The 22,582-nt window shown below is 53.5% G+C and carries 22 protein-coding genes; 5 read left to right on the forward strand and 17 right to left on the reverse strand.

From position 1 onward, the window contains the following. Nucleotides 1-61: 61 nt before the first annotated feature. The gene (locus ACL7TT_RS04665) at nt 62-358 is read right to left on the reverse strand and encodes a hypothetical protein (protein WP_299946373.1); all 297 of its coding nucleotides are present in this window, start codon (nt 356-358) and stop codon (nt 62-64) included. Between the two features lie 440 nt (nt 359-798). Here ACL7TT_RS04665 and ACL7TT_RS04670 point away from each other — a divergent pair, with 440 nt between their 5' ends. Beyond that, nucleotides 799-1,416 carry a LysE family translocator gene (locus tag ACL7TT_RS04670; RefSeq protein ID WP_299946375.1) on the forward strand — a complete coding sequence of 206 codons (618 nt, stop codon included), beginning with the start codon at nt 799-801 and terminating at the stop codon, nt 1,414-1,416. A 312-nt stretch (nt 1,417-1,728) separates the two neighbouring features. Further along, on the forward strand, nt 1,729-2,028 hold the full coding sequence (locus tag ACL7TT_RS04675) for a YebG family protein (protein WP_413393547.1): 300 nt from the start codon (nt 1,729-1,731) through the stop codon (nt 2,026-2,028). Nucleotides 2,029-2,156: 128 nt separating this feature from the next. Here ACL7TT_RS04675 and ACL7TT_RS04680 read toward each other — a convergent pair whose 3' ends face one another. The 3 genes from ACL7TT_RS04680 to ACL7TT_RS04690 form a co-directional block, all read right to left on the reverse strand. After that, on the reverse strand, nt 2,157-2,552 hold the full coding sequence (locus ACL7TT_RS04680) for an MAPEG family protein (RefSeq protein ID WP_413393548.1): 396 nt from the start codon (nt 2,550-2,552) through the stop codon (nt 2,157-2,159). Nucleotides 2,553-2,767: 215 nt separating this feature from the next. Then, nucleotides 2,768-4,069, reverse strand: coding sequence for an amidohydrolase family protein (locus ACL7TT_RS04685; RefSeq protein WP_413393550.1), 1,302 nt, complete (start codon nt 4,067-4,069; stop codon nt 2,768-2,770). Further along, nucleotides 4,066-5,481, reverse strand: a complete 1,416-nt coding sequence (locus ACL7TT_RS04690; protein ID WP_413393552.1) for an amidohydrolase — start codon at nt 5,479-5,481, stop codon at nt 4,066-4,068. The genes ACL7TT_RS04685 and ACL7TT_RS04690 overlap by 4 nt, the downstream gene beginning before the upstream one ends. Before the next feature lie 302 nt (nt 5,482-5,783). Between ACL7TT_RS04690 and ACL7TT_RS04695 the strand changes: the two genes are divergently transcribed. Then, nucleotides 5,784-7,415 carry a hybrid sensor histidine kinase/response regulator gene (locus ACL7TT_RS04695; protein WP_413393554.1) on the forward strand — a complete coding sequence of 544 codons (1,632 nt, stop codon included), beginning with the start codon at nt 5,784-5,786 and terminating at the stop codon, nt 7,413-7,415. 103 nt (nt 7,416-7,518) lie between these two features. On the opposite strand, the gene ACL7TT_RS04700 is transcribed toward ACL7TT_RS04695, so the two are convergent. The 7 genes from ACL7TT_RS04700 to ACL7TT_RS04730 are packed head-to-tail and all read right to left on the reverse strand — an operon-like array spanning nt 7,519 to nt 12,568. Next, nucleotides 7,519-8,682: a glutathionylspermidine synthase family protein gene (locus ACL7TT_RS04700; RefSeq protein ID WP_299946387.1), complete on the reverse strand. Its 1,164-nt coding sequence runs from the start codon at nt 8,680-8,682 to the stop codon at nt 7,519-7,521. 3 nt (nt 8,683-8,685) lie between these two features. Then, the gene (locus ACL7TT_RS04705) at nt 8,686-9,306 is read right to left on the reverse strand and encodes a DUF1190 domain-containing protein (RefSeq protein ID WP_413393556.1); all 621 of its coding nucleotides are present in this window, start codon (nt 9,304-9,306) and stop codon (nt 8,686-8,688) included. Nucleotides 9,307-9,323: 17 nt separating this feature from the next. After that, nucleotides 9,324-9,740, reverse strand: coding sequence for a DUF350 domain-containing protein (locus ACL7TT_RS04710; RefSeq protein ID WP_413393558.1), 417 nt, complete (start codon nt 9,738-9,740; stop codon nt 9,324-9,326). 15 nt (nt 9,741-9,755) lie between these two features. Then, nucleotides 9,756-10,409: a YjfK family protein gene (locus tag ACL7TT_RS04715; protein ID WP_413393560.1), complete on the reverse strand. Its 654-nt coding sequence runs from the start codon at nt 10,407-10,409 to the stop codon at nt 9,756-9,758. Further along, complete coding sequence (locus ACL7TT_RS04720) at nt 10,394-11,467, reverse strand: potassium channel family protein (protein ID WP_413393562.1); 1,074 nt, start codon at nt 11,465-11,467, stop codon at nt 10,394-10,396. The genes ACL7TT_RS04715 and ACL7TT_RS04720 overlap by 16 nt, the downstream gene beginning before the upstream one ends. A gap of 4 nt (nt 11,468-11,471) precedes the next feature. After that, entirely contained in the window at nt 11,472-12,167 is a 696-nt protein-coding gene (locus ACL7TT_RS04725) for a PspA/IM30 family protein (RefSeq protein WP_299946397.1), read from the reverse strand. Further along, complete coding sequence (locus ACL7TT_RS04730; protein ID WP_299946399.1) at nt 12,164-12,568, reverse strand: DUF2170 family protein; 405 nt, start codon at nt 12,566-12,568, stop codon at nt 12,164-12,166. The genes ACL7TT_RS04725 and ACL7TT_RS04730 overlap by 4 nt, the downstream gene beginning before the upstream one ends. Before the next feature lie 148 nt (nt 12,569-12,716). Here ACL7TT_RS04730 and ACL7TT_RS04735 point away from each other — a divergent pair, with 148 nt between their 5' ends. Beyond that, nucleotides 12,717-13,031, forward strand: coding sequence for a DUF6471 domain-containing protein (locus ACL7TT_RS04735; RefSeq protein WP_299946401.1), 315 nt, complete (start codon nt 12,717-12,719; stop codon nt 13,029-13,031). Between the two features lie 147 nt (nt 13,032-13,178). Here the strand turns inward: ACL7TT_RS04735 and ACL7TT_RS04740 are convergent, their stop codons facing one another. The 6 genes from ACL7TT_RS04740 to ACL7TT_RS04765 form a co-directional block, all read right to left on the reverse strand. After that, on the reverse strand, nt 13,179-13,481 hold the full coding sequence (locus tag ACL7TT_RS04740) for a hypothetical protein (protein WP_413393563.1): 303 nt from the start codon (nt 13,479-13,481) through the stop codon (nt 13,179-13,181). Between the two features lie 84 nt (nt 13,482-13,565). Continuing rightward, a complete protein-coding gene (locus ACL7TT_RS04745; RefSeq protein WP_413393565.1) occupies nt 13,566-16,292 on the reverse strand; it encodes a DEAD/DEAH box helicase in 2,727 nt (908 codons plus the stop codon). A 78-nt stretch (nt 16,293-16,370) separates the two neighbouring features. After that, a complete protein-coding gene (locus tag ACL7TT_RS04750) occupies nt 16,371-16,922 on the reverse strand; it encodes a GmrSD restriction endonuclease domain-containing protein (protein ID WP_299946407.1) in 552 nt (183 codons plus the stop codon). 249 nt (nt 16,923-17,171) lie between these two features. Next, on the reverse strand, nt 17,172-20,282 hold the full coding sequence (locus ACL7TT_RS04755; protein WP_413393568.1) for an efflux RND transporter permease subunit: 3,111 nt from the start codon (nt 20,280-20,282) through the stop codon (nt 17,172-17,174). Between the two features lie 42 nt (nt 20,283-20,324). After that, nucleotides 20,325-21,389: an efflux RND transporter periplasmic adaptor subunit gene (locus ACL7TT_RS04760; RefSeq protein ID WP_413393570.1), complete on the reverse strand. Its 1,065-nt coding sequence runs from the start codon at nt 21,387-21,389 to the stop codon at nt 20,325-20,327. A gap of 40 nt (nt 21,390-21,429) precedes the next feature. Then, nucleotides 21,430-21,957, reverse strand: coding sequence for a TetR/AcrR family transcriptional regulator (locus ACL7TT_RS04765; RefSeq protein WP_299946416.1), 528 nt, complete (start codon nt 21,955-21,957; stop codon nt 21,430-21,432). Nucleotides 21,958-22,131: 174 nt separating this feature from the next. Between ACL7TT_RS04765 and ACL7TT_RS04770 the strand changes: the two genes are divergently transcribed. Continuing rightward, on the forward strand, nt 22,132-22,512 hold the full coding sequence (locus ACL7TT_RS04770) for a YchJ family protein (RefSeq protein ID WP_413393572.1): 381 nt from the start codon (nt 22,132-22,134) through the stop codon (nt 22,510-22,512). Nucleotides 22,513-22,582: the final 70 nt, after the last annotated feature.

Consider the following 22,582-nt stretch of genomic DNA (forward strand, 5'->3'; position numbering starts at 1 on the left):
TCTAATCGTTCTCTTTACTCGCGTTGTTGCACAGTCAGGCAAGTGTCAAATCCCGCTGCCGTTACATGACCGTGAGCCGGCCTTTTGAGTAAGGACCCGGTGTTGCACCGCGCAGGGGCTTGTCCTCGGCGATTCGCACCGGATAGGGGAAACCGCTACCCTGGAAAATATGCTTGGCTCGCCATTTATTAAGCTTGAACATAAAGTGCTGGTCGATCTTCTCAGTAAGCTCCCGGTTGATCTTCTCCATCGAGAAACCCAATTCCGCCGCCCTACTCTGACCAACTGGCAATCCACCTAATATCAACACCAACATGGCGCAAAACTGTACCTTCCGGAATGATACCGCAGTGAACATTGTGACCTCCAGATCGTTTTTTCTTGTACACCTCTGAGACGGGGTCAGGCATGGCTTTGGATGCAATAAACTATAATTTTTCCTTTAGTCTATTAAGGGAAATAATGTTCCAGCCAGAATGATTTCAATAGCATAATAATCGAGCCGACCTTTTGCTGAGCGCATGCCATTGAGTGAGGTAATTTCAGCCCAGTTACCTCAGCATATCCGGCCAGTACAGTGAGAACCTCTCGCTAGATGCCTCCACTGTGGCATACTTTGCCAATGCGCAGCAGCAGTCTGGATAGGACCTGAGGAGTTCCCTGTGCTCCACCTCTGTTGATCTGCTTTTTAAGTGGTTTATAAGAGGTTTGGGCAGCACCTGATGTGCAATGCAATCCTGGGACGGTGAATCCACTACATGGAATAAGTAATGGCAGATACAGAGGGCAGTTAAAATAATGGATTTACTCGGCTGGTTATCTCTTGCAGGTATCTGCGCGCTCGGGGCCATGTCGCCCGGTCCCAGCCTCCTGATCGTGTTGCGCAGTGCCGCTTCCGGCTGGCGCCAGGGACTTGCCTGCGCCATTGCCCATGGCGCCGGTGTCGCAATTTATGCCACACTGACCGCTTTCGGCCTGGCAGTACTCATTACCCGCTCGGGGCTTTTATTTGGCATCCTGCAATGGGCCGGTGCCGCCATGCTGGTGTATCTGGGCTGGAAAGCCCTGAGCGGCCCCACCCTGGGTTCCCATGCCGTCAATCTGGAAACCAATCACCAGAGTCTCAGGCGCTCGATCGCCCAGGGTTTCGGCGTTGCCTTTTTTAATCCCAAAATTGCTGTTTTCTTCACCGCCTTGTTCAGCCAGTTCGTATCAGAGCAACAGGCATTGGCAACCAAACTGGGTATGGCCACGTTGGTGGCCGGAGTGGATGCACTTTGGTACTGCATCATTGCGTTGACTGTTCACGCCAGCCGCAAGCGACAACTGGTGAGTAAACCTCTGGGACAACGCATACAACAATTGTTTGGTTTGCTACTAATTGCCCTTGCCGCACGGCTTCTGCTCTCTGTTTAACTTTCTGCAAGACTACCGATTGCCCTTTACTGACCCGGTCGGCGAAACGCACCGGCACCTTTGTAGCTTGCGCTCGCAGAATGCACCCACCGGTGGCGCAATTTTACTGATCCGAAAGCCTGTTTAGCTTATTGGACTGTCAAGGGGATATTGCAGCCTATTCCTCAGGCACCAATCCACTTTCGCTCCAGCAATAGCATCATTCACGGCTGTCCCTTTTTTAAATTGGCTGTTGACACTGAATATTTATACAGCTAATGTACGCCCATACAAATAACCTGAACTGTCTGCAAGACAAGTGGGAGTCATATCATGGCCGTAGTAGCTGTTTGGAAATGTGATCGAGACGGAGCAATGTTTGACAATAAAAAAGACGCTGAAGAACACGACAAAATGCTGGAACTGGCTGCCAATATTACCGCGCTGATTGAGCGCCATATTGAGGGCATCAATGAACAGGCCGGTGAAGAGATAGGCTTGTTACTGGCCAGGCGTCGCGACGCGTTGGCCAAGGCCTGCAAGGGCAAACCGGAAGCTCTGCTGGAACAAAAAGAGAACGGTGCACATGAAGGCGGAGAGGAAACCGTTACCCCTTTTGTGGCAAATCAGTAGGCACTTGTATTTTTATCCCTGTACTCTGCCCGGTTCTACCGGGCTTTTTTATCACCAGCAGATCCTGCGCCTGTAACCAGTCCTCAAGTGCGATTGCACCCAGCTCCCGGACAACGCAAAACGCCAGTTTACATCGCCATCACAGCTATAACGATATTGATGATCGCCAGAACCAGTATCACCACCCAGCTGATCAGCGTGCCCCAGAAACGCCCCATATGGGCTCCGCCCTTGCCTGCCGACAGACCATAGGCATGGCAGACTCTGGACAAAAGAAATGCACTGCCAAAAAAATGCAACCACATTCGAGCCAGACCGCTCAGCTCGGCGACCAGCAACAACAGTAGTGCTATGGGAATATATTCAATGGCATTGGCATGCACTCTCACGCGAATCTCATTGAACAGATCATTCCCGGTGCCCATTCCGAGCTTTTTCGTGCGCCGAAACTGCACCACCCTAATGGCAAGATAGATGATTAAAATTGCGCAGAGACCGGTATAAAGGGCTGTTACATTCGCCATCCTGTTGTTCCTTTTTTCTTATTGAGCCGCTGATCCACTATATCGCTTTAATCTGTTCACCAGCCACACAAATACTATCCAAGTGTATGACCTTTTGGCGCATTATGCCGTTGGCAAATGACACCGTACTATCTGAAATATTCCACCAAAAAAAGAGCGGGCCTATTGCCCGCTCCTGTCTATTGACTATCGCCGTCATCAAATATTGCGCGCGCTCAATGCCGGTAACCAAAATTGTGGCCCTTGGATGGCTTCAAGTAACGGTCACGCAAGCGGGTGGACCGGGTCACCAATGACTGGGGCTCCCCCGCAATCAGTACCTGCTCCGGGTAACTGGTCACTTCAAGCGGGTCTCCGCTCCAGATCACAATATCCGCAACAGCGCCCGTCTCCAGGGTACCACCCTCCAGACTGAAGATATCGGCAACATTGCTACTAATAGACTTAAGTGCCGCCTCATAAGGCAGGCCATGGGCGACGGCGTTACCGGCGGACTGGCGCGAGAGATAGATATTGTGTGTCGAGGCATAATCCGGGCCGCTGATCGCCACCTTGACTCCGGCCTTGGTCAACAAGGCGGCATTATCCAGGCGTGCGCCCAGGCTCGAGAAGGAGATTGGCAGATTGTTGATCGCATCAATCACCACCGGCACTTGGGCCTCGGCCAATTGATCCGCCACCATCCAGCCCTCTGCCGCACCCAGGATCACCAGCTTTACGTCAAAGGCTTTTGCCAGCGCTATGGCTGCGAGGATGTCACTGGCGCGGTTCGCAGTGATCACCAGGGGCGTCTTGCCATCCACTACCGGTTGCAGGGCTTCCAGATCGGCCAAACTGTAGTCCAGCTGACGCCATTCGCCACGGCGAATGGCCGAACGGTTTTCCCGGAACTCTATGGCCTCACGCAGAGCGCTCTCCACTTTGGCATAGGCACTGGCACGGCTACCGCCAGCCAACTGTGCGCCCGCCTCTCCCAGATAGGCCTTCTGGGCAACATCCCTGGCTTCAACACTGTCGAACTCGCCATTCAATTTGATCGCAAAGCTGCGCCCGGCGAATACCCGCTGGGCTTCCACCGCACCGCTGTCCCAGGGACTGATTCCGGGAAACACCACAGCACTGGTTACACCACCTGCGCGATTAAACGGAATCAGGGTGGACTTCGGGTTATAAGCCGGCAGCGGATTAAAGGCGCTGCCGATACTTTCACCTGTGACCGCCTGATCATTGGTGGTACTGGCAGCACTGATTTCCACCAGGCCCAGCTCCGAAATCGGTGCGACAATCCCCGGGGTTACAACCTTGCCACTGGCATCAATTACCCGCTCGGCAGAGGCATCCAAAGAGGAGCCCACTTGCACAATGCGGCCATCCGCAATCAAGATATCGGCAGTATCCAGGCTACCTTTATCGGACAGGGTGTGAACCTTCCCCCCCTTGATCAGGATGGTTTCGGCCTGGGCGTTACTGAAAAGCAATCCCAGAGCCAGAGTACAAAAAACAACTACTTTATTCACAGTCGCTCTCCCTCGGCATTGAGAATACCCAACTCAAAATCACTGCGCGGTTGGCGCTTCTTGTCGGTGCGGTCATACATCAGTTCGCCATCGATAAACACCTGTTCCACCTGGGTGTAGACACTAAAGGGGTTACCGGACCAAACCACCACATCGGCCATCTTGCCCTTCTCCAGGCTGCCAGCCTGCGCGTCAATACCCAGGGCCCTTGCCGGGTTTAGTGTCATCCAGGCAACGGCATCTTTGGGCTGGATATCGAAGCCCGCACGCTGGCCGGCAGCCATCGCCTTGGCCACCTCTTGATTCAGATGCTGCACCCCCACCCCGGAGTCCGAGTGAATCATTGCACAGGCCCTGGCCTGATCGACAATGGCGATATTGGCCTCTGTCATATCAAAGGCCTCATGTTTGAAGCCCCACCAGTCGGCCCACATAGCCGCACAGACGTTATTCTCTGCCAGCAGGTCCGCCACCTTGTAAGCCTCGACAGCATGGTGGAATGTGGAGATCTTGAAATCGAACTCGTCGGCAATATCCATCATCACCGCCATTTCTTCACCGCGATAACAATGATTGTGCACCAGAATATCGCCGTTGAGTACACCGGCCAGTGTCTCGAGCCCCAGATCGCGCTCCGGCTCGTCACCGCCGCTCTCAACATAGTCCTCCCATCGCTTCTTGTAATTGCTCGCCTCTATCCAGGCACTGCGATAACCGGCTACATTACCCATGCGGGTGGAGGGGGAAGTCCCCTTGCCACCGTAGACGCGCTTGGGATTTTCACCACAGGCCATCTTCAGCCCGTAGGGAGCCCCGGGGAACTTCATATCCTGTACGCTGCGGCCCGGTACATTCTTGAGGGTAACACTGCGTCCGCCGAAGAGATTGGCAGAGCCTGGCAAAACTTGAAGCGTGGTTACCCCACCGGCCAGGGCCAGGGGGAACTGGGGGTCCTGAGTCCACACCGAGTGTTCAGCCCAAACCTGCGCCGTATTGGGGGAGGTCATTTCGTTGCCATCCTGAGAGGACTCGATGGACGGTGCGGGGTAATCACCCAGATGGGAATGCACATCGATAATACCGGGGGTGACCCATTTGCCCTCGCCATCGACGATAAGGGCCCCTTCGGGCGCCTTGAGGGCTTTGCCAATCTGGGCAATGCTGCCCTCTTCCAGCAACAGGTCTGCTTTTTCCATTTGCGCACCGGAACCGGTGAGTAATGTAGCCCCCTGAATCAGGACAGGGCGCGACTGCTTGATCGCATAGGTGGAGGGAAAGGCGTCGAGGCGGGCGAAATCCAGGGATCTCTGCCCGCTCTCACCATTTTTCATCTCTCCGCACGCAGACAGCAGTACCGAGGCAAAAAGCAGAACCGCGATACTGCGCCCGAAAACTCGAGAATGCAGCTGCATAGGAATTCATCCAGATGGTTTTGAATAGGGTGGTACATGCTATCAGGTTGTCTGGTGATAGCCACTATTTCAACCTACAAATTGGAACCCTTGCTCCCAATACGCTGCCGACCGGGGCCTGCCAGGGGCCCGGGCACTGCTGATAGCCCAGAGGCAATTACAACCAAGAAGCATAAAGAGCAGCCTGACACCATAAACTGTGTAGTGACTCAAAAACACGGCGAACTCCATATACTTATCTCACCCTTTCTGGTGCAATTTCTGCTGAGAAAATGCACAACACCAACTCAGGAGGAGAACAGATGATCAAGGAAGGTAACTTGCAGGTTTTCCCCTCCTCCCCAGTCATCGCTTCCGCCCAGGCAATGGATTCCAACCAGGTTTATGAGGCATTGCGCAAAAGCGAGGAGCGCTACCGAGAACTGGTCGCCCATGCAAACTCGATTATCATGCGCTACGACAGAAACGGGCGGATCACTTTTTTTAACGAATACGCACAGCAGCTGTTTGGCTACTCGGAAGAGGAGATTATTGGGCGACATCTGATTGGCACTATTGTACCGGCCAGTGAAACCAGTGGCCGTGACCTGCGCAAGCTGATTGATCACATCTGCAATCACCCCCAGGAACACCGCTATAACATTAATGAAAATATCACTAAATGTGGTAAGCGGGTTTGGATTGCCTGGACCAATAAAGTCATCTCCGATGAGAAAGGCCTCCCCGGGGGTATCCTCAGTATCGGTACCGATATTACCAAGCAGCGCCTGCTGGAGGAGGAGTTACGCCAGGCACAAAAAATGCAGGCGATTGGAGAACTGGCCGGCGGTATCGCCCACGATTTTAACAATATGATCCATGGTATCAGCGGCTACGCAGAGGTCATCCAGAAAATCTCTCGGGACCCCCTGATCAGTGAATATAGTCACCATATTCTTACCACTGCGCGTCATGCAGCAGAATTGACCAGGCAATTGCTTACCTTCGCACGCAAAGGCAACTATCAGCTCAAAGAGTGCAACACCCATGAAATCATACGCGATGTCAGTGCCATGCTGGGGCGCACAATCGACCGTCGTATCTGCATAGAACAACAGCTTGAAGCCAGCTGCCCCTGTATCATCGGCGACCCGGCCCAGCTAAAGAGCGCTTTACTCAATATTGGCATTAATGCAAAAGATGCTATGCCCAATGGCGGTACACTGCGCTTTACAAGCGCTAACTCATCCATGAAGAAGGTCAGCACTATTGCAGATTTTGAAGTCCAACCAGGTCGATATCTGGTCATCGAAATCAGCGACAGTGGCACCGGCATGCCCCCCGAGGTATGCCGACGTATATTCGAGCCTTTTTTCACCACCAAAGAGAGCGGACGCGGCGCTGGACTCGGCCTTGCCGCTGTGCACGGTACCATTCACCTGCACAAAGGCGCTATTCAATGCCACAGTCATGAGGGCGAGGGCAGCTGCTTTAAACTCTTCCTGCCCATCGCAGAAGCCGGCACGTGCAAGCAGTCCAAACCGCCGGCCGCACCCTTAAAGGAGCGAAAGCTCCGGATTATGGTGGTTGACGATGAAGCCATTGTACGCAGTTATTCCAAGGCAATATTTGAAATGCATGGCCACAGGGTAGAAACCTTTGCCACAGCAGAGCAGGCAATTACTTATTATCGACGGTATTGTGACAATGTGGACCTGGTCTTACTCGATATGATTATGCCGGGTATGGACGGGCAGGAACTCTTTGCATTCCTAAAACGCATTAACCCCAACATCAAAGCCATCCTTTCCACAGGCTACAGTGTTGACAGCAAAGTTCAGGAGGTGATTGCGGAGGGGGTGCTCGATTGCATTCAAAAACCCTTTACTTACGATAGGCTCAGCAAAAAAATTGAAGAGATGATCGCCAGTGGTCAACTGGCCCCATCAAGCTAAACAACGGGACAAATACAACTATAGACGAAGCGCCTCGACCAGCCTTGTTGGGGGTAGCGACTGCGGTTAAGAAAGGTATTCTGGTAACTGTGACCAATCGAAACTAGAGAATAATGTGCGGTAAATAGCGGCTCATATCCTGGGTCACCATGGTCTGATCCTCCCGGATTGATATGCCGGCGGCCACATCGCCCACCAGCCAGCTGCCTACCAGGGTAAAATGGTTGCCGAACTTCGGTAACGGGTGCATCTCCTGGTAGATATACCCCTCCTCGCCATAGGGGCCATCGGACAGCGGTTGGACTTCTCCGCTGCGCACGATAGAAATATTGGCACCTTCACGGGAAAAAATCGGTTTTTTCACCAGATCGCCCTCCCTGGCCCTGTCCAACTCATCTTCGAAGAAAGAGGGCAACAGATTGGGATGGCCGGGAAACAGTTTCCACAACATTGGCAGAAGTGCCTTGTTGGATACGATCGCCTTCCATGGGGGCTCCAGCCAGCGTACATTGTTGGTGCCCAGTAGCGCACCAAAGTCCTCGCGGAACATAAACTCCCAGGGATACAGCTTGAACATCCAGGTGATCACCTGATCCCGCAGATCCGTGAAATACCCCGCGGCATCGCGGCCAATATCGTCTATAAAAACAAAGTGGCTTTCGATACCCGCTTCACTGGCGCAGTCCTTGAGATATTGGACGGTACCGAAATCCTCTTCGCTATCCTTGCAGCAAGCGAAGTGCAATGGGCGACCAGGGGTCAAAATCTGCAGGTCATAAAAGCGATTCACCAGCTTTTCCTGCAAACTGTTAAACTGGTCTGACTGCAACGGCAGAGCGCGCCTGTCCACATTGTCCTGCAACCAGAGCCACTGCCAGAAACCAGTCTCGTATAGGCTAGTTGGAGTGTCCCCATTGTTCTCATAGAGCTTAGCGGGCCCCTGTCCGGAATAGGCAAAGTCCAGGCGGGAATACAGGCTGGGATCACCGTTCCTCCAGGAACTGCGCACAAAGTCCCAGTGCTGTTCAGGAATACAGAAACGCCGCAGCAATTCCTCATCCTCAAGCACCAATGCCACCACCTCCAGGCACATCTGGTGAATTTCCTCGGTGGGGTCTTCAATATCCTTTTCGATCTGCTTCAGGGAGAATTGGTAATAGGCACTTTCATCCCAGTAGGGCTCGCCATACAGGGTGTGAAAATGAAAGCCAAACTCCTTTGCTCGCGCCTTCCAGTGCGGACGTTCACCGATAGGCAACCTCAGCACCAATCAGCCCCCCCAGCCACGGGAACGGCTGCTGGAGCGGCCACCGCCCCAGTTGGACTTGGCTGAGGCCACAGCACCAAAGCCGCCCCTGGAAACCGTTTTGGTGACCTTGGGCTTGGGCTGCATGGTACTCTTGTCAACTCTATAGCTTGTTTTCCCATAACGCCCGATAACCTGGCCATCGGCAGTCATCAAACGATCATTGTAGCGTGAACCCGACGCGGCGTAACGGTAGACTGGATTGTAGTAGCCGCGGGCATGAGAGCGTCGGTCGCTATCATTGAGGATGGAGGCAACCATAAAACCCGTCATCAGCGGCATCCAGAAACCGCTGCTACTTTCCCGGCAATGCGCAAATTCCCCTTCACACTGCGCCAGGGAAGCATATTTGGGGCCGGTGCGCTCGGCCTCCGCCTGAGCGCGCTGATAAGCCGCCTCGCACCGGGCTTCATCCAACTGGGTATTGTCTACACAGTCCTCTATCGAGGAAACAACCTTGACTTCTTCATCTGAAGAGCATCCCATGAGAGCTGCAGCAACACCGATCGCCAGGGGGCGAAATAAGAAGCTTGGTCCCCTGCTCTTGCGCATGCGCGAGAGATCAATATTTTTAGTACGTTTCATCACTATTTCCCCATCAGTCAGTAGCTCATGCAGGCGGCATTGAGCACACCAACGGAGATTGTGGTTGCGGCCAGCATAATACCCGCGCTTATCTCGCCCTCTTCAATACGCTCTACAATACGCGGCATAAAACCAAAGCGGATAATTGCAAAGGCAAGTAATTGGGCAATCAACGCGACCGCAGCCCAGGTGGCGAAATCAATCAGTGTTACAGAGTTACTCGCAGCACCGGCGACAGCGATGGCAAAGCCCAGAATCGCACCACCAAATCCAATAGCCGCTGACGCATTTTTATCTTCTCGGATTAATTTCCACTCGTCATGGGGCGTCACCATTGTGTAGAGAAATTTAAACACGATCAAAAATAGTAATGACAGGCCAAAGTAGGCCGCAAAATGTACAATACCAGTCAGTAAATCATAGGGCTGGCCCATTGATACTTCTCCTTATTATCCGTGAATAGTCAGCTGTGAAGATGTCAGTGTGATACCGGTACTGATCACCAGGCTGCGGCTCAGATAGCCCGCATGCTCCTCCTTCTCTTCTGCGGAGAGGAAGAGGGATTCAGTACGCTGGTCGGACAGTTCGCGTTCGAACAGCATGGTGAATTGATCCGTTACCGAATAGTCTCCGCCTACGTCATAGGTCTTTTCGGACATATGTACCGGATTGTGGTAGTCACCGGCCGAAGTCCAGACCCTGTTGTAGGACCGCTCCTGCAATTGGTAACTTTCAGCGCCTATCTCCTGTTTCAGGAGGCTGTCCCAGGCCTGCTGATTGGCCACATCCAGGGTGTCGTAAAAGTGGAACAACTTGACATCCACCACATGCTCGTCTCCCCGGCCACCTTCAGCCACAACCTGGAGCCAGGCATCATCGTCTGTATAGAAACGGTAAACCCAGGTGCCATCGAGCTCTACAACGCCTGCGGCTTTGATGATTTGCGTGGGGGAACAGGACTCAATCGTAAGTTCATCCAGTATCAGGCGAATTGCCAGTGGATCCAGCTCAAAACTGGCTCCCAGGCGCAACCCCATAATCTCCGGTGTTTTCACTGCCGGGGCCTGTGTCCCCTTCAATTTATCGATCAGTTTGGCAAACATGTACCAACACCTTCCCCTTCATTTATTGTTATATCGAAGCAGTGCTTCTCATCCAGTCGCTTCGCGGAGATGTAATACAGCATATCCCCTTTACCCACCTGATCTGTCAGCGCCGGATTCACCGCTATTGTTACTACACCCTTGCGGCGCACAGCGATCAGTGTTGCCGACAGGTCCCGTTTGAAATGATCAAACAGGGCAGCAACCGGTAAAGGCTCCTCTCCAAAGTACTCAACACTGTACTGTGTCATCCCGTAAGTACTATCCAGCAACTGCCTGTGCAAGCGGGCGGATCCGGGGTCCAGAGAGGATTTTGCCAGCAGCTCCACCGCTACCGAGGGGATACATTCAATATTCGGACAGTGCGCGCGCAATAATTCACCGACATTTTCATCCTGGAAATAGGCAGTCTTATGACTGTTGGGGCTGTACTTGTCGCAAAACAAAGCCGTGGTCAGTGTTACATCATCAAGCGGGTTGTCAATAATAATCCGTGCAGCATCGGCCAAACCGGCTCGCTGCATACTTTCAATATGGGAAAAGGATTCAACCCGCACAAAGTCAATTCTGCCGGGCATGGGGTTTTCAATATCGGCTTCTACGCAAAGTACTATTTCAGCGGCTGCACCATTGGTCTTTGACAACAAAAGCTCGATTAGGCGCAGGGTCCGCGTTCCGTTCCAGCCAATAATGACCGTATGATTTACATGATTCGTCATGCGCAACCCTCTTTTTCCTCGGTGTACAAACTCCGAAACTGCAAAGCCCACCCGGGTAATCACCAACGCAAACAGGCTCAGGCCCAAAGGGATCACCCAGGCCGCCACCACCATTTTTCCCGCGGGTGTAGCCGGTGAGAAATCCCCGTAACCCACCGTCGATGCGGTCACTACCAGCCAGTAGAGAAAGTTATCGGGCGCGATAATCTCGCTTTCCCCGGCGGCACTCAGCAGCAGATAGCTGCCCGCCACATAGACCAGGACAGAGACAAAAACAGTCGTTTTATCGGCTTGAATAAACAGCGACGCCAGAAGGCGTCGCACGCGATACAGTAGCACCGATTCAGGCCTTTTCGCGATTCGCCAGCAATTGAGCCAGTTTGTCACTACTGCTGACCTGACCGCCAGGTTGGATACCCGCTGCCTTCAGCTTGGCATCGAGGCTCGAGCCGCTCTCTTCAGAGGCCAGCTCTTCCGCCGCTTCCAATTCGGCCGCGCGCTCCTGCTGCTTGCTCTTGATTCGGTCAAGACTGTCCAGAGCGGTCTTGATCCTGCTGTTGGCCCCCAAGTGACGGGAAGAGACAGCAACCTGAGCTTTCTGCACAGATTCAGTGGCCTTGATCTGGTCGATCTGCTGTTCCATGCGGCGTACATTGGTCTTGGCCTTGGCAATATTGCCCTTCAGGGAACGCTCTGAGTTCAGAAACCCATCCAGCAGGCTGCGCTCGGTCTGCAACTGCGTCTCCAGCTCAGAAACCCGCTCGGCACACTCCAACGCCAGGTTATTATCGCCCTTCTCACTGGCATTAACCGCGTGGGCGCTGTAAGTTTCAATATCCGCACGCAGGGATTCCACTTTACCTTCCGCCAGCTTGCGCTTGGCCATAATTTTGGTCAGGTTCTCGTCACAGGCTTTCAACTCAGTTTTCGCCTCGCGCAATTCTTGGTCGAGAATACGGATTGACTGGCTGTCCGCTACCGCTTCAGTGCCTTCGTTGACCGCACCTTTCAAGGCAGTCCAGATCTTTCTCAGGCTCATGCTACACCCTCCATTTCAAAATGCTCTGCATACAAATCCAGGAAATCCCTCACATTGGAAAACAGGGTCTCTACCTCCTCGATGACAACTTCATCTTTACTGGACACAGAGAGCGCGCCAAAGGCGACGTAATAGTGCTCACTGCCAATATTTTTAATCGCGATAGCCGTCAGGGGAACCAATTGATGGGTTTGTAATACCATCTCATTGAGCGCGGCCACATCGCCGACCTGGCTCACCGGAAAAAGAATACTCTCGACAACGATCTGCTTCTCACCCACATAAATAAAGGCGTCAACGCCCTCATCGTTGGAAATACTGAGGCAGTCTCCCTCCGGCTCCACTACCCAACCGGTATGACTTTCCGCCAGCTGGCGCAGGCTCTCATTGTTCCAGGTCATCTCAACCCCCTTACTGTGGAATATTGGTCACGAATATAGCATCAAAAAAACAACAGTCAATAGGTTATTTCAAACTTATATTGCAAATAATACACAAAAAGATACTATTTGCCACTTAATGACTATTAACCAGAATGGAGTAAAGCCCATGGATCACAAACAAAGCCTCAGTAATCAGCAGGCACTGGCTCCCTATAAGCAGGCCATTGCCCGCTATGTGCGTGCCTCCATGGCTTTGAAGGGCATGCGCTACAGTGATCTGGCCCAGGCCCTGGCCGAAAGGGGTATTTCAATGACTACAGAAAATCTGCGCAGCAAAGTGAGCAAATGCATGTTTTCAGCGGATCTGCTCGCGGCCATCATTGATGCCTTATCCTTAGAGGACAGCGCCATGACTGAAATCCTTAAGCAGGCTCGGGAACTGCAAGATCACGGACTCAACATCGGTCGGGAGAAAAGCTAACATCTTCTTCTCTTCCGGGCCAGTACACAGGATCACACGCGATGCAGCCGCTATAAGACCCATGCCTGACTGGAGTTTTGGGGCTGTTTTAGCCTTAAGAGCCACCGATTGAACTGTGAGGAAAAACCCGAGACAGTCAACACCGCACTAATAATGGTGGAGCTTGTACACGGGTTCGCCATTGCCGCACTTACCCACAACTTCCGGCTCAGACAGTTTTGCCCCAGCCGGAATTATCTTATTGGTGGGCCACCAGACAAAGCAGGCGTAACGAAAGTTGACCGCCCAGTTGCAGTACAGGCGGCCATCATCTTCCTCGTAAAAGCGCGCCTGGCAAAAGCTCAGAGTCGGACTTCGCACGCCCTGTTGCTGTTGGGCATCCGCAACCATGATATCCATAGCCCCGACAGCAGATACCCAAAAGCAGGGAATCAACAACCACAGTTTCATAGATGCACTCGGTGAAAGTCACAGTTGGACTCCCTTAAAGCCTAGCAGCCCCGGCGCAGCTTTTATTTCAGGTGACCGAATCAATCACTCCGGGATGGCCCCTGTCTCCTCTTCCCTACACTGCTCACCCCGCAAAACCCCGATAATACGCGTGATGCACTCCCGTTGACCCACAGACCAGTGCAGATAGGGCAACGGCAGAACCCGGATGCCAGCCCGGTGCAGAATCTTGTAGGTCCGGATCGTAAAGTGCTGTTGGTACTCTCCCGGGTAGCCAATCAAGTCCACCCCCAGGATGCAACCCTGATACTCACACACGACATCGACACGCTGGCCTGCGATGGGAAAGTCGATCCAGTGCCGGATACCCGCCTCTTTAAGGCCCGCACTGACCGCCCTGGCAAATTCACAGGAGAAGGTCCCCTCTTGGTAACTACGGTCCGCGCCATGACCAAAGGAAATATAACGGCGCAGTAAGTGATCTGATGACAGCAACTCGGGACTGATTGAATAAGCCACCAGCTGCCGCTCCTTAGCCCGAGTAATCGCCACATTAAACATAGCGGCACCATTGAGATACGCCGCGGCCCGCAGAGATTGGCTATCGATGGCCATTGAGAGAAGCATTACATCCCGCTCCTCCCCTTGAAAACCGTATGGTGTGGCGATCCGTACCGAAAAGCTGTGCAGCTTGTCCGCGGAAAAAACCCTGGAGACCTCTTTAGCCAGGTAGTTGGCCTGTTCCCGATAGGGAGACAGCACACCAACAGACGGTTTAAGCGGCGCATTTTCGTAGCGGTTAAAATGATCGCGCAACTGGGATATGACCCAGTCTTTTTCAACCCTGTTCCTGCCGTTTCTGGCTCTCCGCCCCTCCAGCCGGTGAAAAGTCAACGCCGAAGTGCGGGAGTTCCCGGGCCGCGCCTGCATAACTTTGAGACGGTCAGCATAAAACGCATGGTTACTGAAAGCGATCAGCTCCGGTTGGCTTCGGTAGTGCTCATCGAGCAGGGTCACCGCATCCTGGCTGCCAAGGGCGTCAGACACCAAGTCCAACAGGGACTGGTCCCGGTAGCTAAATGCCTCCGGTAACTCGCCGCAATGCACCGTCTCTTCCCACAAGCGCTGCTGCTGGTTTGCCGGAAGGAAGGAGACATGCCGAAGCTGCTTTCCATCCCCCACCACAACCGCGCGTTTCGCCCGGTAGAGCGCTGGAAGCGCACTTGCAATATCGCACTGGGTGGATTCATCAAAGATCACCAGATCAAACATGCCACAAGAAAGCGGCAGTATCTCGTTGAGCTCGTCCAGACTTGCAAGCCAGATAGGATAGGCTTGTAGGACAAGATGCATATTCGTCTGTGCAAATCGTTCCGCCTGGGTTTTTGAAGTCCTCGCCCTCAGTGCTTGGTGGAAACTGGCCAGGCTGCGCCGCTCTGTATTTAATAACTGGGCAAGCTTTTCCAGGCGGTAGGTATTGATGTAACGGGCAGCCTGCCGTTCAAACCTATGACGCAACTGGCTGATGCCATCCTGAAAGCCCCACAAGGCTTCTGTCTGCAGGTCCCGACCAAACAGTGGCGCACCCACACGTAATAACCAAGCTGCCCAGCGTCCGGGGCCGAGAACCCTGGCAAGCCGCAGCGCCCGCGCAAAGCGACGCTCGGCCCTGTGTAATGATTTATTTGTAGCCCTCAAGCTGAGCTTTAACTTGGTGGCACTCACCTCGGGCAAATCAACCCCCTCCTTGAGCAGGGTATCGAGGTGGGTCTTCAAGCTGCGAACAAAACTCTGCTCGCCCGCATGTACGTAGCCCTCGGTCAGTCCATAGGTTTCCTGTAACTTGTTTCTTACAACATCAATGGCTTCGGAGGTTTTAGAGACAACCAGCACTGAGTCACCATGCAGCATTTGGTCGATCGCCACGGCGGCAATGGTAAAACTCTTGCCCGTACCGGGGGGCCCTGATACGAGACTGAGCGGCAATCGTGCCGCATTGCGTAATGCCCGCTCCTGGGCACTACTGAACAGCCCCGGCAACATTTCAGGCTCGCTGTCACTTTCAATCAACTGCGCAGACTCTCCTCCCAGGGCAACCTGTAAAGGGGCCTGGAAATTTCGCGCCTGCACCAATTGACCAAGTTCGTGCAGGACTCCGCGAGACCCTCTGGGCCTGTCCGCCAAAATTACCGCACCGGCACTGACCGGACCCAGCCGTGACGCTTCCATCCTTTCCTGCACCAATGTCTCAGGCTGAAGGTTTGGCCAGCGACTCAATTCCTCAAGTTCTTCCAACAGACTGTATTCCCGCAGCCATCGCCCCATATCCGCCACCTGGGAGGCATCCATGGGAAACCGGGGTAAAGGAAAAGTATTCGTCACCGCCGAATCGATATCCGGCTTCAAAATCTGCCGGAGCAGGGGCAGATTAATGCGGATATCGGTGGTATTTATTTCGGCAAAATAATCATCTTCGCGATAAATTCGAGCGGGAAAATACAGAAGCGGTGAACACAGTGTGCGCCTGGCGGTGAAACCACCTTGAGTGGTGAGCTTTCCGCAGACAAAAAAACAGGCATAAATCAGGCGTCGCTCTTTTCGATAGGTATCAGCCAGTTTGGCCAGTTTTTCCGCAACAGGGTAAATCAATGGAATTCGTGGCAGTTCGCCGCTGCTGAGATAATCCGGCTCCTTTAAAAACAAACGGCGGTTGCCCGGCAGTCTGGCAATATTGGTCAGCGACAGATCGTGACTGTCCGCTAGATAGCAGCGTCGAAAATATTCAATCAATAATTGAAAGTTTGCCTGCATAACCGTCCGCTGATACTACTTTTCGACAAAATACTACTTGAAATAAAAAGGCCGGGACAAATGATCTCTTACCACATCTTAACGCTCACCCGCCAGTGCGTGGAATTGTTTCTTTTCAGCCACACTCAGGCGCAGGCCATACTTTTTCACGATCGACATAAAACGCCGGACATAAATTTTTCCCACCGGTGCGTAAGGTGGCATCCATCGATCGGGGCCTCTGTGCCCTTTGCTCTGGTTATGCCCATCATCCACCAACCACAAGTTTTCAATATCCTCCGCAAATTGCCGTTTCCGCTCACTGCTCCATTCGGCCCCGCCGTGATCATGGGCCCACTTCAAAGGTACTATATGCTCCACATCCAGATCAGATGCCTTGCTGTAAAAATTGCCGGTATAGGGGTCCAACCACAATCCCGTATCCACTTTGCAGCCATTGCTGTGGGTAAAACGCACGGGGGAGAGGGAGAAACGCATCAACAGCTCGTGACGGGTATCCTGACAGTCACTATCGAAGTCGGACCAGCGGGGCAGCCATTCCGCACGTTTATACGGTAACGCTACCGCAGAAAAACCAAACAAAAGAAAAGACAAAGCCGTCAGCAGCTTTGAAATTGACCGAACACTCATACAACGACTACCAATCAAATCCAAATTTGCAGCTTAATGGAAAGGCCTGCTTTAGGCTATCGCATACTTCAGATTTTTACCGGGGAGGTACAAGTTTGAAGCGTGAATATTTTATACGAAAAACCCCAGAACAGGATAGATTCAGGTTTGTAAGTACACTCAGAAATAGAATGGGGGCAAAACATTCATCTTCTTTTGCCCCCCGAATTACCCAGTATACCGGGTGTTCTTACCGGGTCTTCCCTGACTCTAGGCAGACACGGATTCTGTGCGGGGTTGCCGCTGCAGCTCCCGTGCGGAATGCTCCTCATATCCGGCCACCTCAGTGGCCTTGACCTTGTGGAAAACCGCGTAGAAGACCGGCACCGCAATCAGAGTCAGCACCGTTGCAAAACCCAGTCCACCCATGATGGTCACCGCCATATCGGCAAAGAAAGCGTCAAACAGTAACGGCGACATCCCCAGTATGGTCGTAACCGCAGCGAGAAATACCGGGCGTAAACGACTGACACTGGCGCGCTGGATGGCCGTCAGGCGCGGCAGGCCCATTTCAGTCTGCACCTCAATTTCATCCACCAGCACCACGGCATTTTTGATCAACATGCCAGACAGGCTCAGTACGCCGAGCAGCGACATAAAGCCAAACGGCAACCCTGTCAGTAACAGGCCAACCACCACACCCACCAGAGACATAGGCACAACCAGCCAGATGATCAGCGGTTCACGCACAGTGCCAAACAACAAAATAGAGATCAGGACCATGACCAGAAAGCCAAGTGGCAACTTCTTGCCGAGGGATTCCTGTGCATCCGAAGAGCTTTCGTATTCGCCACCAAACTCCACAGTATAACCCAGGGGCAATGACAGACTTTCCACCCCGCTGCGGATTCTATTGAATGCCGCCATGGCAGTCACGCCCTCGGGCGCTTCCGCACTGATTGTAATAGTGGGCACCCGGTTGCGGCGCTGAATCAGGCTCTCTTCTGCGGTGGTCTCAAATTCCGTAACCAGTTGGCCGGCGGGAATATAACCCTGCTCGTTGGGACTCCATATAAGCCGGTCCTGCAGGGAGCCAACCCGGTTGCGGTCTTTTTCCGGCATACGCGCAATAATCGGGATAATCCGGTCGCCACTTTCAAATTCCCCCACCCGGTAGCCAGATGTGGCAAACTGAATGGTGCGACTGATATCCGTATTGGTCACCCCCGCTACACGCGCCCGCTCAGGGTCGAGATGCACGCGAACAGTGGCCTCTCGGCTGCGCCAGTTGTGCCGGATATCTTCCAAATCGCCTTTTCGGTAAAGCTGTTCAACCTCCTCAGCCAGGGCACGCAGGGTATTGAAATCCTGACCCGAGATACGCACTTCCACATCCGCGCCCCCGCCAGGGCCAAATACCAAGCGCTTGAAGGTGATCAAGGCCTCCGGTTGCGCGTTGCGCAACCCTGTCTTGGCACGCTCGATCAACCCCGCAATCTGCTCACGATTTTCCGTACGCACAATCAACTGGCCATAAGCGGGGTTGGGCGGCTCAGAAGCATAAGTCAGCATAAAACGGTCCGCCCCTCTGCCGGCAACCGCTGTTACGGAAATCACTGCGTCCTGCGCCAACATAAACTCGGTGGCTTCCTGCAGCGCGCTTTCAGTGCGCTTGATATCGCTACCCTGGGGCAGGAAATAATTCACATAAAACAGGGCGGCATTGGAGTTGGGGAAAAAGCCCTGTTTAACAAAACCGAAACCGATATAACTGAGCAGCGTCACCACAACCAGCACCGCGATGGTGCGGCCGCGTCGATTCAACGCACCGGACAGGGCCCGGGCATACATACGATAAAAGCGCCCACTGTAAAGATCATCGTCGCTCCTGGCAGTTTTTACCGGCTTGAACAGGTGATAACCCAAATAAGGCGTAATAGTAATCGCCAGCACCCAACTGAGCACCAGGGAAATACCAATCACAGCAAACAGGGAGAAGAGGAATTCACCGGTGGCATCGTCGGACAAACCGATTCCGGAAAAAGCCATAATGCCGATGATGGTCGCTCCCAGAAGCGGCCAGAATGTCTGACGTACCACGCGCTGGGCAGCACTCTGGGGTGCCTCTTTCCTCTGCACCCCCATCAGCATCCCTTCGGCCACCACAATGGCATTATCCACCAGCATCCCCATGGCGATAATCAGGGCACCGAGAGAAATGCGCTGCAGATTCAAACCGAACAAATTCATAATCAGCACGGTTCCAAGCACCGTAAGACCGAGCACAACACCGACAACCACACCAGAGCGCCAGCCCATAAACACACATAACACCAGAGTAACAATCACTATGGAAGAAACAAGATTGAACAGGAACCCCGTGACACTCTCCTCTACCACTTTGTGTTGTTCGTAAACCGGGTGGATGTCCACACCCAGAGGCAAGCCCTGCTTGAGCTCTGCCAGCTTGGCTCCCACAGCCATTCCCACATCGACGATATTGATGTCCTCAGCACCAGCCACACCAATCAAAATGGCTGGCTTACCATTAAAGCGTGCGATAAAACCCGGATTTTCATGGTAACCCAGAGAGACATCGGCAATATCCCGCACTGCCAGCATAGCGGTGGAACCGGGAACACCCACCAGAATGTTGCGAACCGATTCCAGATCACTGGCCGGGTTGTCCACCACAATACGGGTGCGCAGGTCCTGCCTGCCGATCTCCCCCTCTTGCTGGGTGGCACTTTCCACCCGCAGCACCTGAGCCAGGTCATCCAGGGAGAAGCCAAACTGTGCGAGGCGGGATTCGTCAATATTGAGGTAGGCCACGTCATCAATGGTGCCAGAGCGGGATACCTTAGCCACCCCCTCAACACCCAATAGCTCGCGACGAATGGCCTTGGTGATTTCACGCATTTCCGCCTGCGAAAAACCGTCACCGGTGACCGCATAGTAAATACCGTACACTTCACCGAAATCGTCGTTGACCACAGATTCCATGGCGCCACTAGGCAGCTCACTCTGCGTGTCGTTGACCTTGCGGCGCAGTTCATCCCAAACCTGTGCCAATTCCTCCGAATTATACTGATCCTTGACCTGTACCCGAATTTCCGACATGCCGGGACTGGAAGTGGAGGTCACCTTATCGAGCTGTCCCATCTGCTGGATAGCAACCTCGAGCTTTTCGGTGACCTCCTCTTCAACCCGCCGGGCACTGGCCCCCGGATACAAGGTAAAAACACGGGCCTCTTTAATGGTAAAGGCAGGATCTTCAAGACGGCCAATATCCGTTAGCGCCCAGAGGCCGCCGATTAGACAAATCAGTATCAGCAGCCAGCTGTATACCGGCCGCTGGATAAAAACATCAGAAATTTTCAAGATACTTCCCCACCCCTACCAGGCCCACAGGTCAAACGGATATTAGCGCTGTACATAATTGCGTACTTTTGCACCGTCATAGAGATGCTGACCGCCAGCGGCGACCAGTTTCATCGCTGGCGACAAGCCTTCAACGACTTGCACGGCTTCACCGTCAGTGCGCCCGAGGGCGACCTGGACTCTGGATACAGACTGGTCCACATTGATCTGCCAGACATAAGGCTTACCTTCGGCATCAGTCTGGATTGCCGCCAGCGGAACCCACAGATCTCCCCTTTCCTGTTTCAACTTCACCTTCACCCGTGCCGTCATACCGGGGAGAATTTGTACTTTCTCTGGGCGCGACATGCCCAGTTCAACGATATAGGTCTGGGTCACGCTGTCCGCCTCCGCCTGGTGCTCCCGGTATTCAAGAGCAAACGCCTGTCCCGGCAGGAATTCAAATTCTGCATTGACCGAACTGATCTGGTCCTTACTGACAGTTGCCAGCATTTTTTCCGGCACCGAAATCTGGATGCGTACTTCAGAAATGTTCTGCAGCCGCACAATGGCCTGGCCGGGCTGCACATTGGTGTAATTTTCCACCAGCTGGCGGGTAGCAAGCGCATCAAAGGGCACGCGCAGTTTGGTATAGGCCAAGTCCTGCTCGGCCTTTTCCAGGGCCACTTTTGCCAGATTGAAATTACTCTCGGTTTCGTCGAGCTGTTGCTGGGATATCACTTTTGATCCCGCCAGAGAGCGCTGGCGTTTCAGGGTCTTCTCCAGCAGCTCTACATTGACACGGGCCTCTTTTACCCTGCGGCGGTAGTCCCGGTCGTCCAACTCCGCAATCAGTGTACCCTTGGGAAGAATTTCTCCCTCTCGAATATTCAACCTGTCCAGTTTGCCCCCCACCTGGAATGAGAGATCCACACTCTGCACCGCTTTCACCCGTCCGGCAAACTGGCGATCCGTAGACCCAGCATCGCTGGTGACAGTGGCAACCTTGACCGGCAACAGGTGCTCGATCTGGCGCTCATCCCCTTCCGAGCCGGAACACCCTGCAAAAAGCACCACAGTGGCCACCAGCAAGAGCAGGGAGCAACGACAATGTATCGACAAATTCATATTCCTTATCCACAAACTTGGTTAACTGGAAATCAAAGCTTCAGGCGAGATCGGTCGAAAGCATTAGCAGGCGTTCGCGGAGACGCTCGAACAGTGGGTCCTCAATCTCCAAAACCCCCAAAACACGCCCGAGAAACATACCCTGGGCCGCCAGGATCAAAAGCAGGGCCAATTCGGGGTCACGATAGATTTTGGCCAATTCACTGCGCAACGCAGCCTGCTTGGCCTTGAAAGGGTCGAGCAGTGCCGGATTCTCTGCCACAGCCGCTATCAGAGATCGCGGCAGGGATTCATCATCCTCCATCAGTTCAAAAATGGCATTGAGCCGAGCGATCAGCAAACCCGCTCCCGACGCGACGGAGGCCTCGGTACTGGCATATTCCCTGTCAACGGCTGCCTGCAGCATGGCCTTGATCAACGACTGCTTGGTGGGAAAGTGATGAATGAGCCCCCCCTTGCTGAGGCCGCAATGGGCAGCGACTGCATCCAGGGTGAGCTTGCGCGCACCTCTCTCCCGCACCACCGCTTCCGCCGCGCGCACTATGGTAGCCTTATCGACTTTTGGCACATGGCCTCCTGGGAATCTCCAAATAAAAACCGACTGGTCGGTATATTATCTCAAGCCGAGGCAATGTCAAGCGATGTTACTCTACGGCCCCATCACTCAAGGTTAAAAAGTGTGTGCCAGGGCACTCTATGACCCATTGGACACTGCCCTGCAGTTTCCTATCTGGAGTATTTAATGTCGATCCTACTCTGCCCCTGCGGTTCGGGCGAAAATCTGAAAGCCTGCTGCGGCCTCTACCTTTCCGGCAAAGCCTACCCAGGTACAGCCACATCTCTGTTGCGCAGCCGCTACAGTGCCTATGCCACAGGCAACCTGACCTATTTGCACCAGACCTGGCACCCCGATACCCGCCCAAATCTTCGCGCGCAAGACCTGGTAACCCAATGGACACATCTGCAGATAATCAGGGTCAAGCCAGGGCTGAAGCACTCTGTCGCGGAGTTTAAAGCGCTGTACAGAGACGGAGATCAGGAGCGTGAAGTTCGCGAGATTTCCCTGTTCAAACTATACAGAAAGCGCTGGGTCTATCTGCAAACTTGCGCGGATTGGCCATAAAAAGTCCTGCCATACTACTGTAATTACTCTGCAACAATACATGGGCCGAGCAGGCTCCGTGGGACAACGT

The sequence above is a fragment of the Microbulbifer jejuensis genome (assembly GCF_047289955.1).
GTDB lineage: Bacteria > Pseudomonadota > Gammaproteobacteria > Pseudomonadales > Cellvibrionaceae > Microbulbifer.

Excerpts from the sequence above, each read along its gene's own strand:
- ACL7TT_RS04725 (WP_299946397.1), bottom strand. The coding sequence starts at position 12,167 with ATGAGCCTGAGAAAGATCTGGACTGCCTTGAAAGGTGCGGTCAACGAA.
- ACL7TT_RS04710 (WP_413393558.1), bottom strand. The coding sequence starts at position 9,740 with ATGGGCCAGCCCTATGATTTACTGACTGGTATTGTACATTTTGCGGCC.
- ACL7TT_RS04680 (WP_413393548.1), bottom strand. The coding sequence starts at position 2,552 with ATGGCGAATGTAACAGCCCTTTATACCGGTCTCTGCGCAATTTTAATC.
- ACL7TT_RS04740 (WP_413393563.1), bottom strand. The coding sequence starts at position 13,481 with ATGAAACTGTGGTTGTTGATTCCCTGCTTTTGGGTATCTGCTGTCGGG.
- ACL7TT_RS04750 (WP_299946407.1), bottom strand. The coding sequence starts at position 16,922 with ATGAGTGTTCGGTCAATTTCAAAGCTGCTGACGGCTTTGTCTTTTCTT.
- ACL7TT_RS04670 (WP_299946375.1), top strand. The coding sequence starts at position 799 with ATGGATTTACTCGGCTGGTTATCTCTTGCAGGTATCTGCGCGCTCGGG.
- ACL7TT_RS04735 (WP_299946401.1), top strand. The coding sequence starts at position 12,717 with ATGGATCACAAACAAAGCCTCAGTAATCAGCAGGCACTGGCTCCCTAT.
- ACL7TT_RS04695 (WP_413393554.1), top strand. The coding sequence starts at position 5,784 with ATGATCAAGGAAGGTAACTTGCAGGTTTTCCCCTCCTCCCCAGTCATC.
- ACL7TT_RS04705 (WP_413393556.1), bottom strand. The coding sequence starts at position 9,306 with ATGAAACGTACTAAAAATATTGATCTCTCGCGCATGCGCAAGAGCAGG.
- ACL7TT_RS04715 (WP_413393560.1), bottom strand. The coding sequence starts at position 10,409 with ATGTTTGCCAAACTGATCGATAAATTGAAGGGGACACAGGCCCCGGCA.
- ACL7TT_RS04675 (WP_413393547.1), top strand. The coding sequence starts at position 1,729 with ATGGCCGTAGTAGCTGTTTGGAAATGTGATCGAGACGGAGCAATGTTT.
- ACL7TT_RS04690 (WP_413393552.1), bottom strand. The coding sequence starts at position 5,481 with ATGCAGCTGCATTCTCGAGTTTTCGGGCGCAGTATCGCGGTTCTGCTT.
- ACL7TT_RS04770 (WP_413393572.1), top strand. The coding sequence starts at position 22,132 with ATGTCGATCCTACTCTGCCCCTGCGGTTCGGGCGAAAATCTGAAAGCC.
- ACL7TT_RS04760 (WP_413393570.1), bottom strand. The coding sequence starts at position 21,389 with ATGAATTTGTCGATACATTGTCGTTGCTCCCTGCTCTTGCTGGTGGCC.
- ACL7TT_RS04730 (WP_299946399.1), bottom strand. The coding sequence starts at position 12,568 with ATGACCTGGAACAATGAGAGCCTGCGCCAGCTGGCGGAAAGTCATACC.
- ACL7TT_RS04665 (WP_299946373.1), bottom strand. The coding sequence starts at position 358 with ATGTTCACTGCGGTATCATTCCGGAAGGTACAGTTTTGCGCCATGTTG.
- ACL7TT_RS04745 (WP_413393565.1), bottom strand. The coding sequence starts at position 16,292 with ATGCAGGCAAACTTTCAATTATTGATTGAATATTTTCGACGCTGCTAT.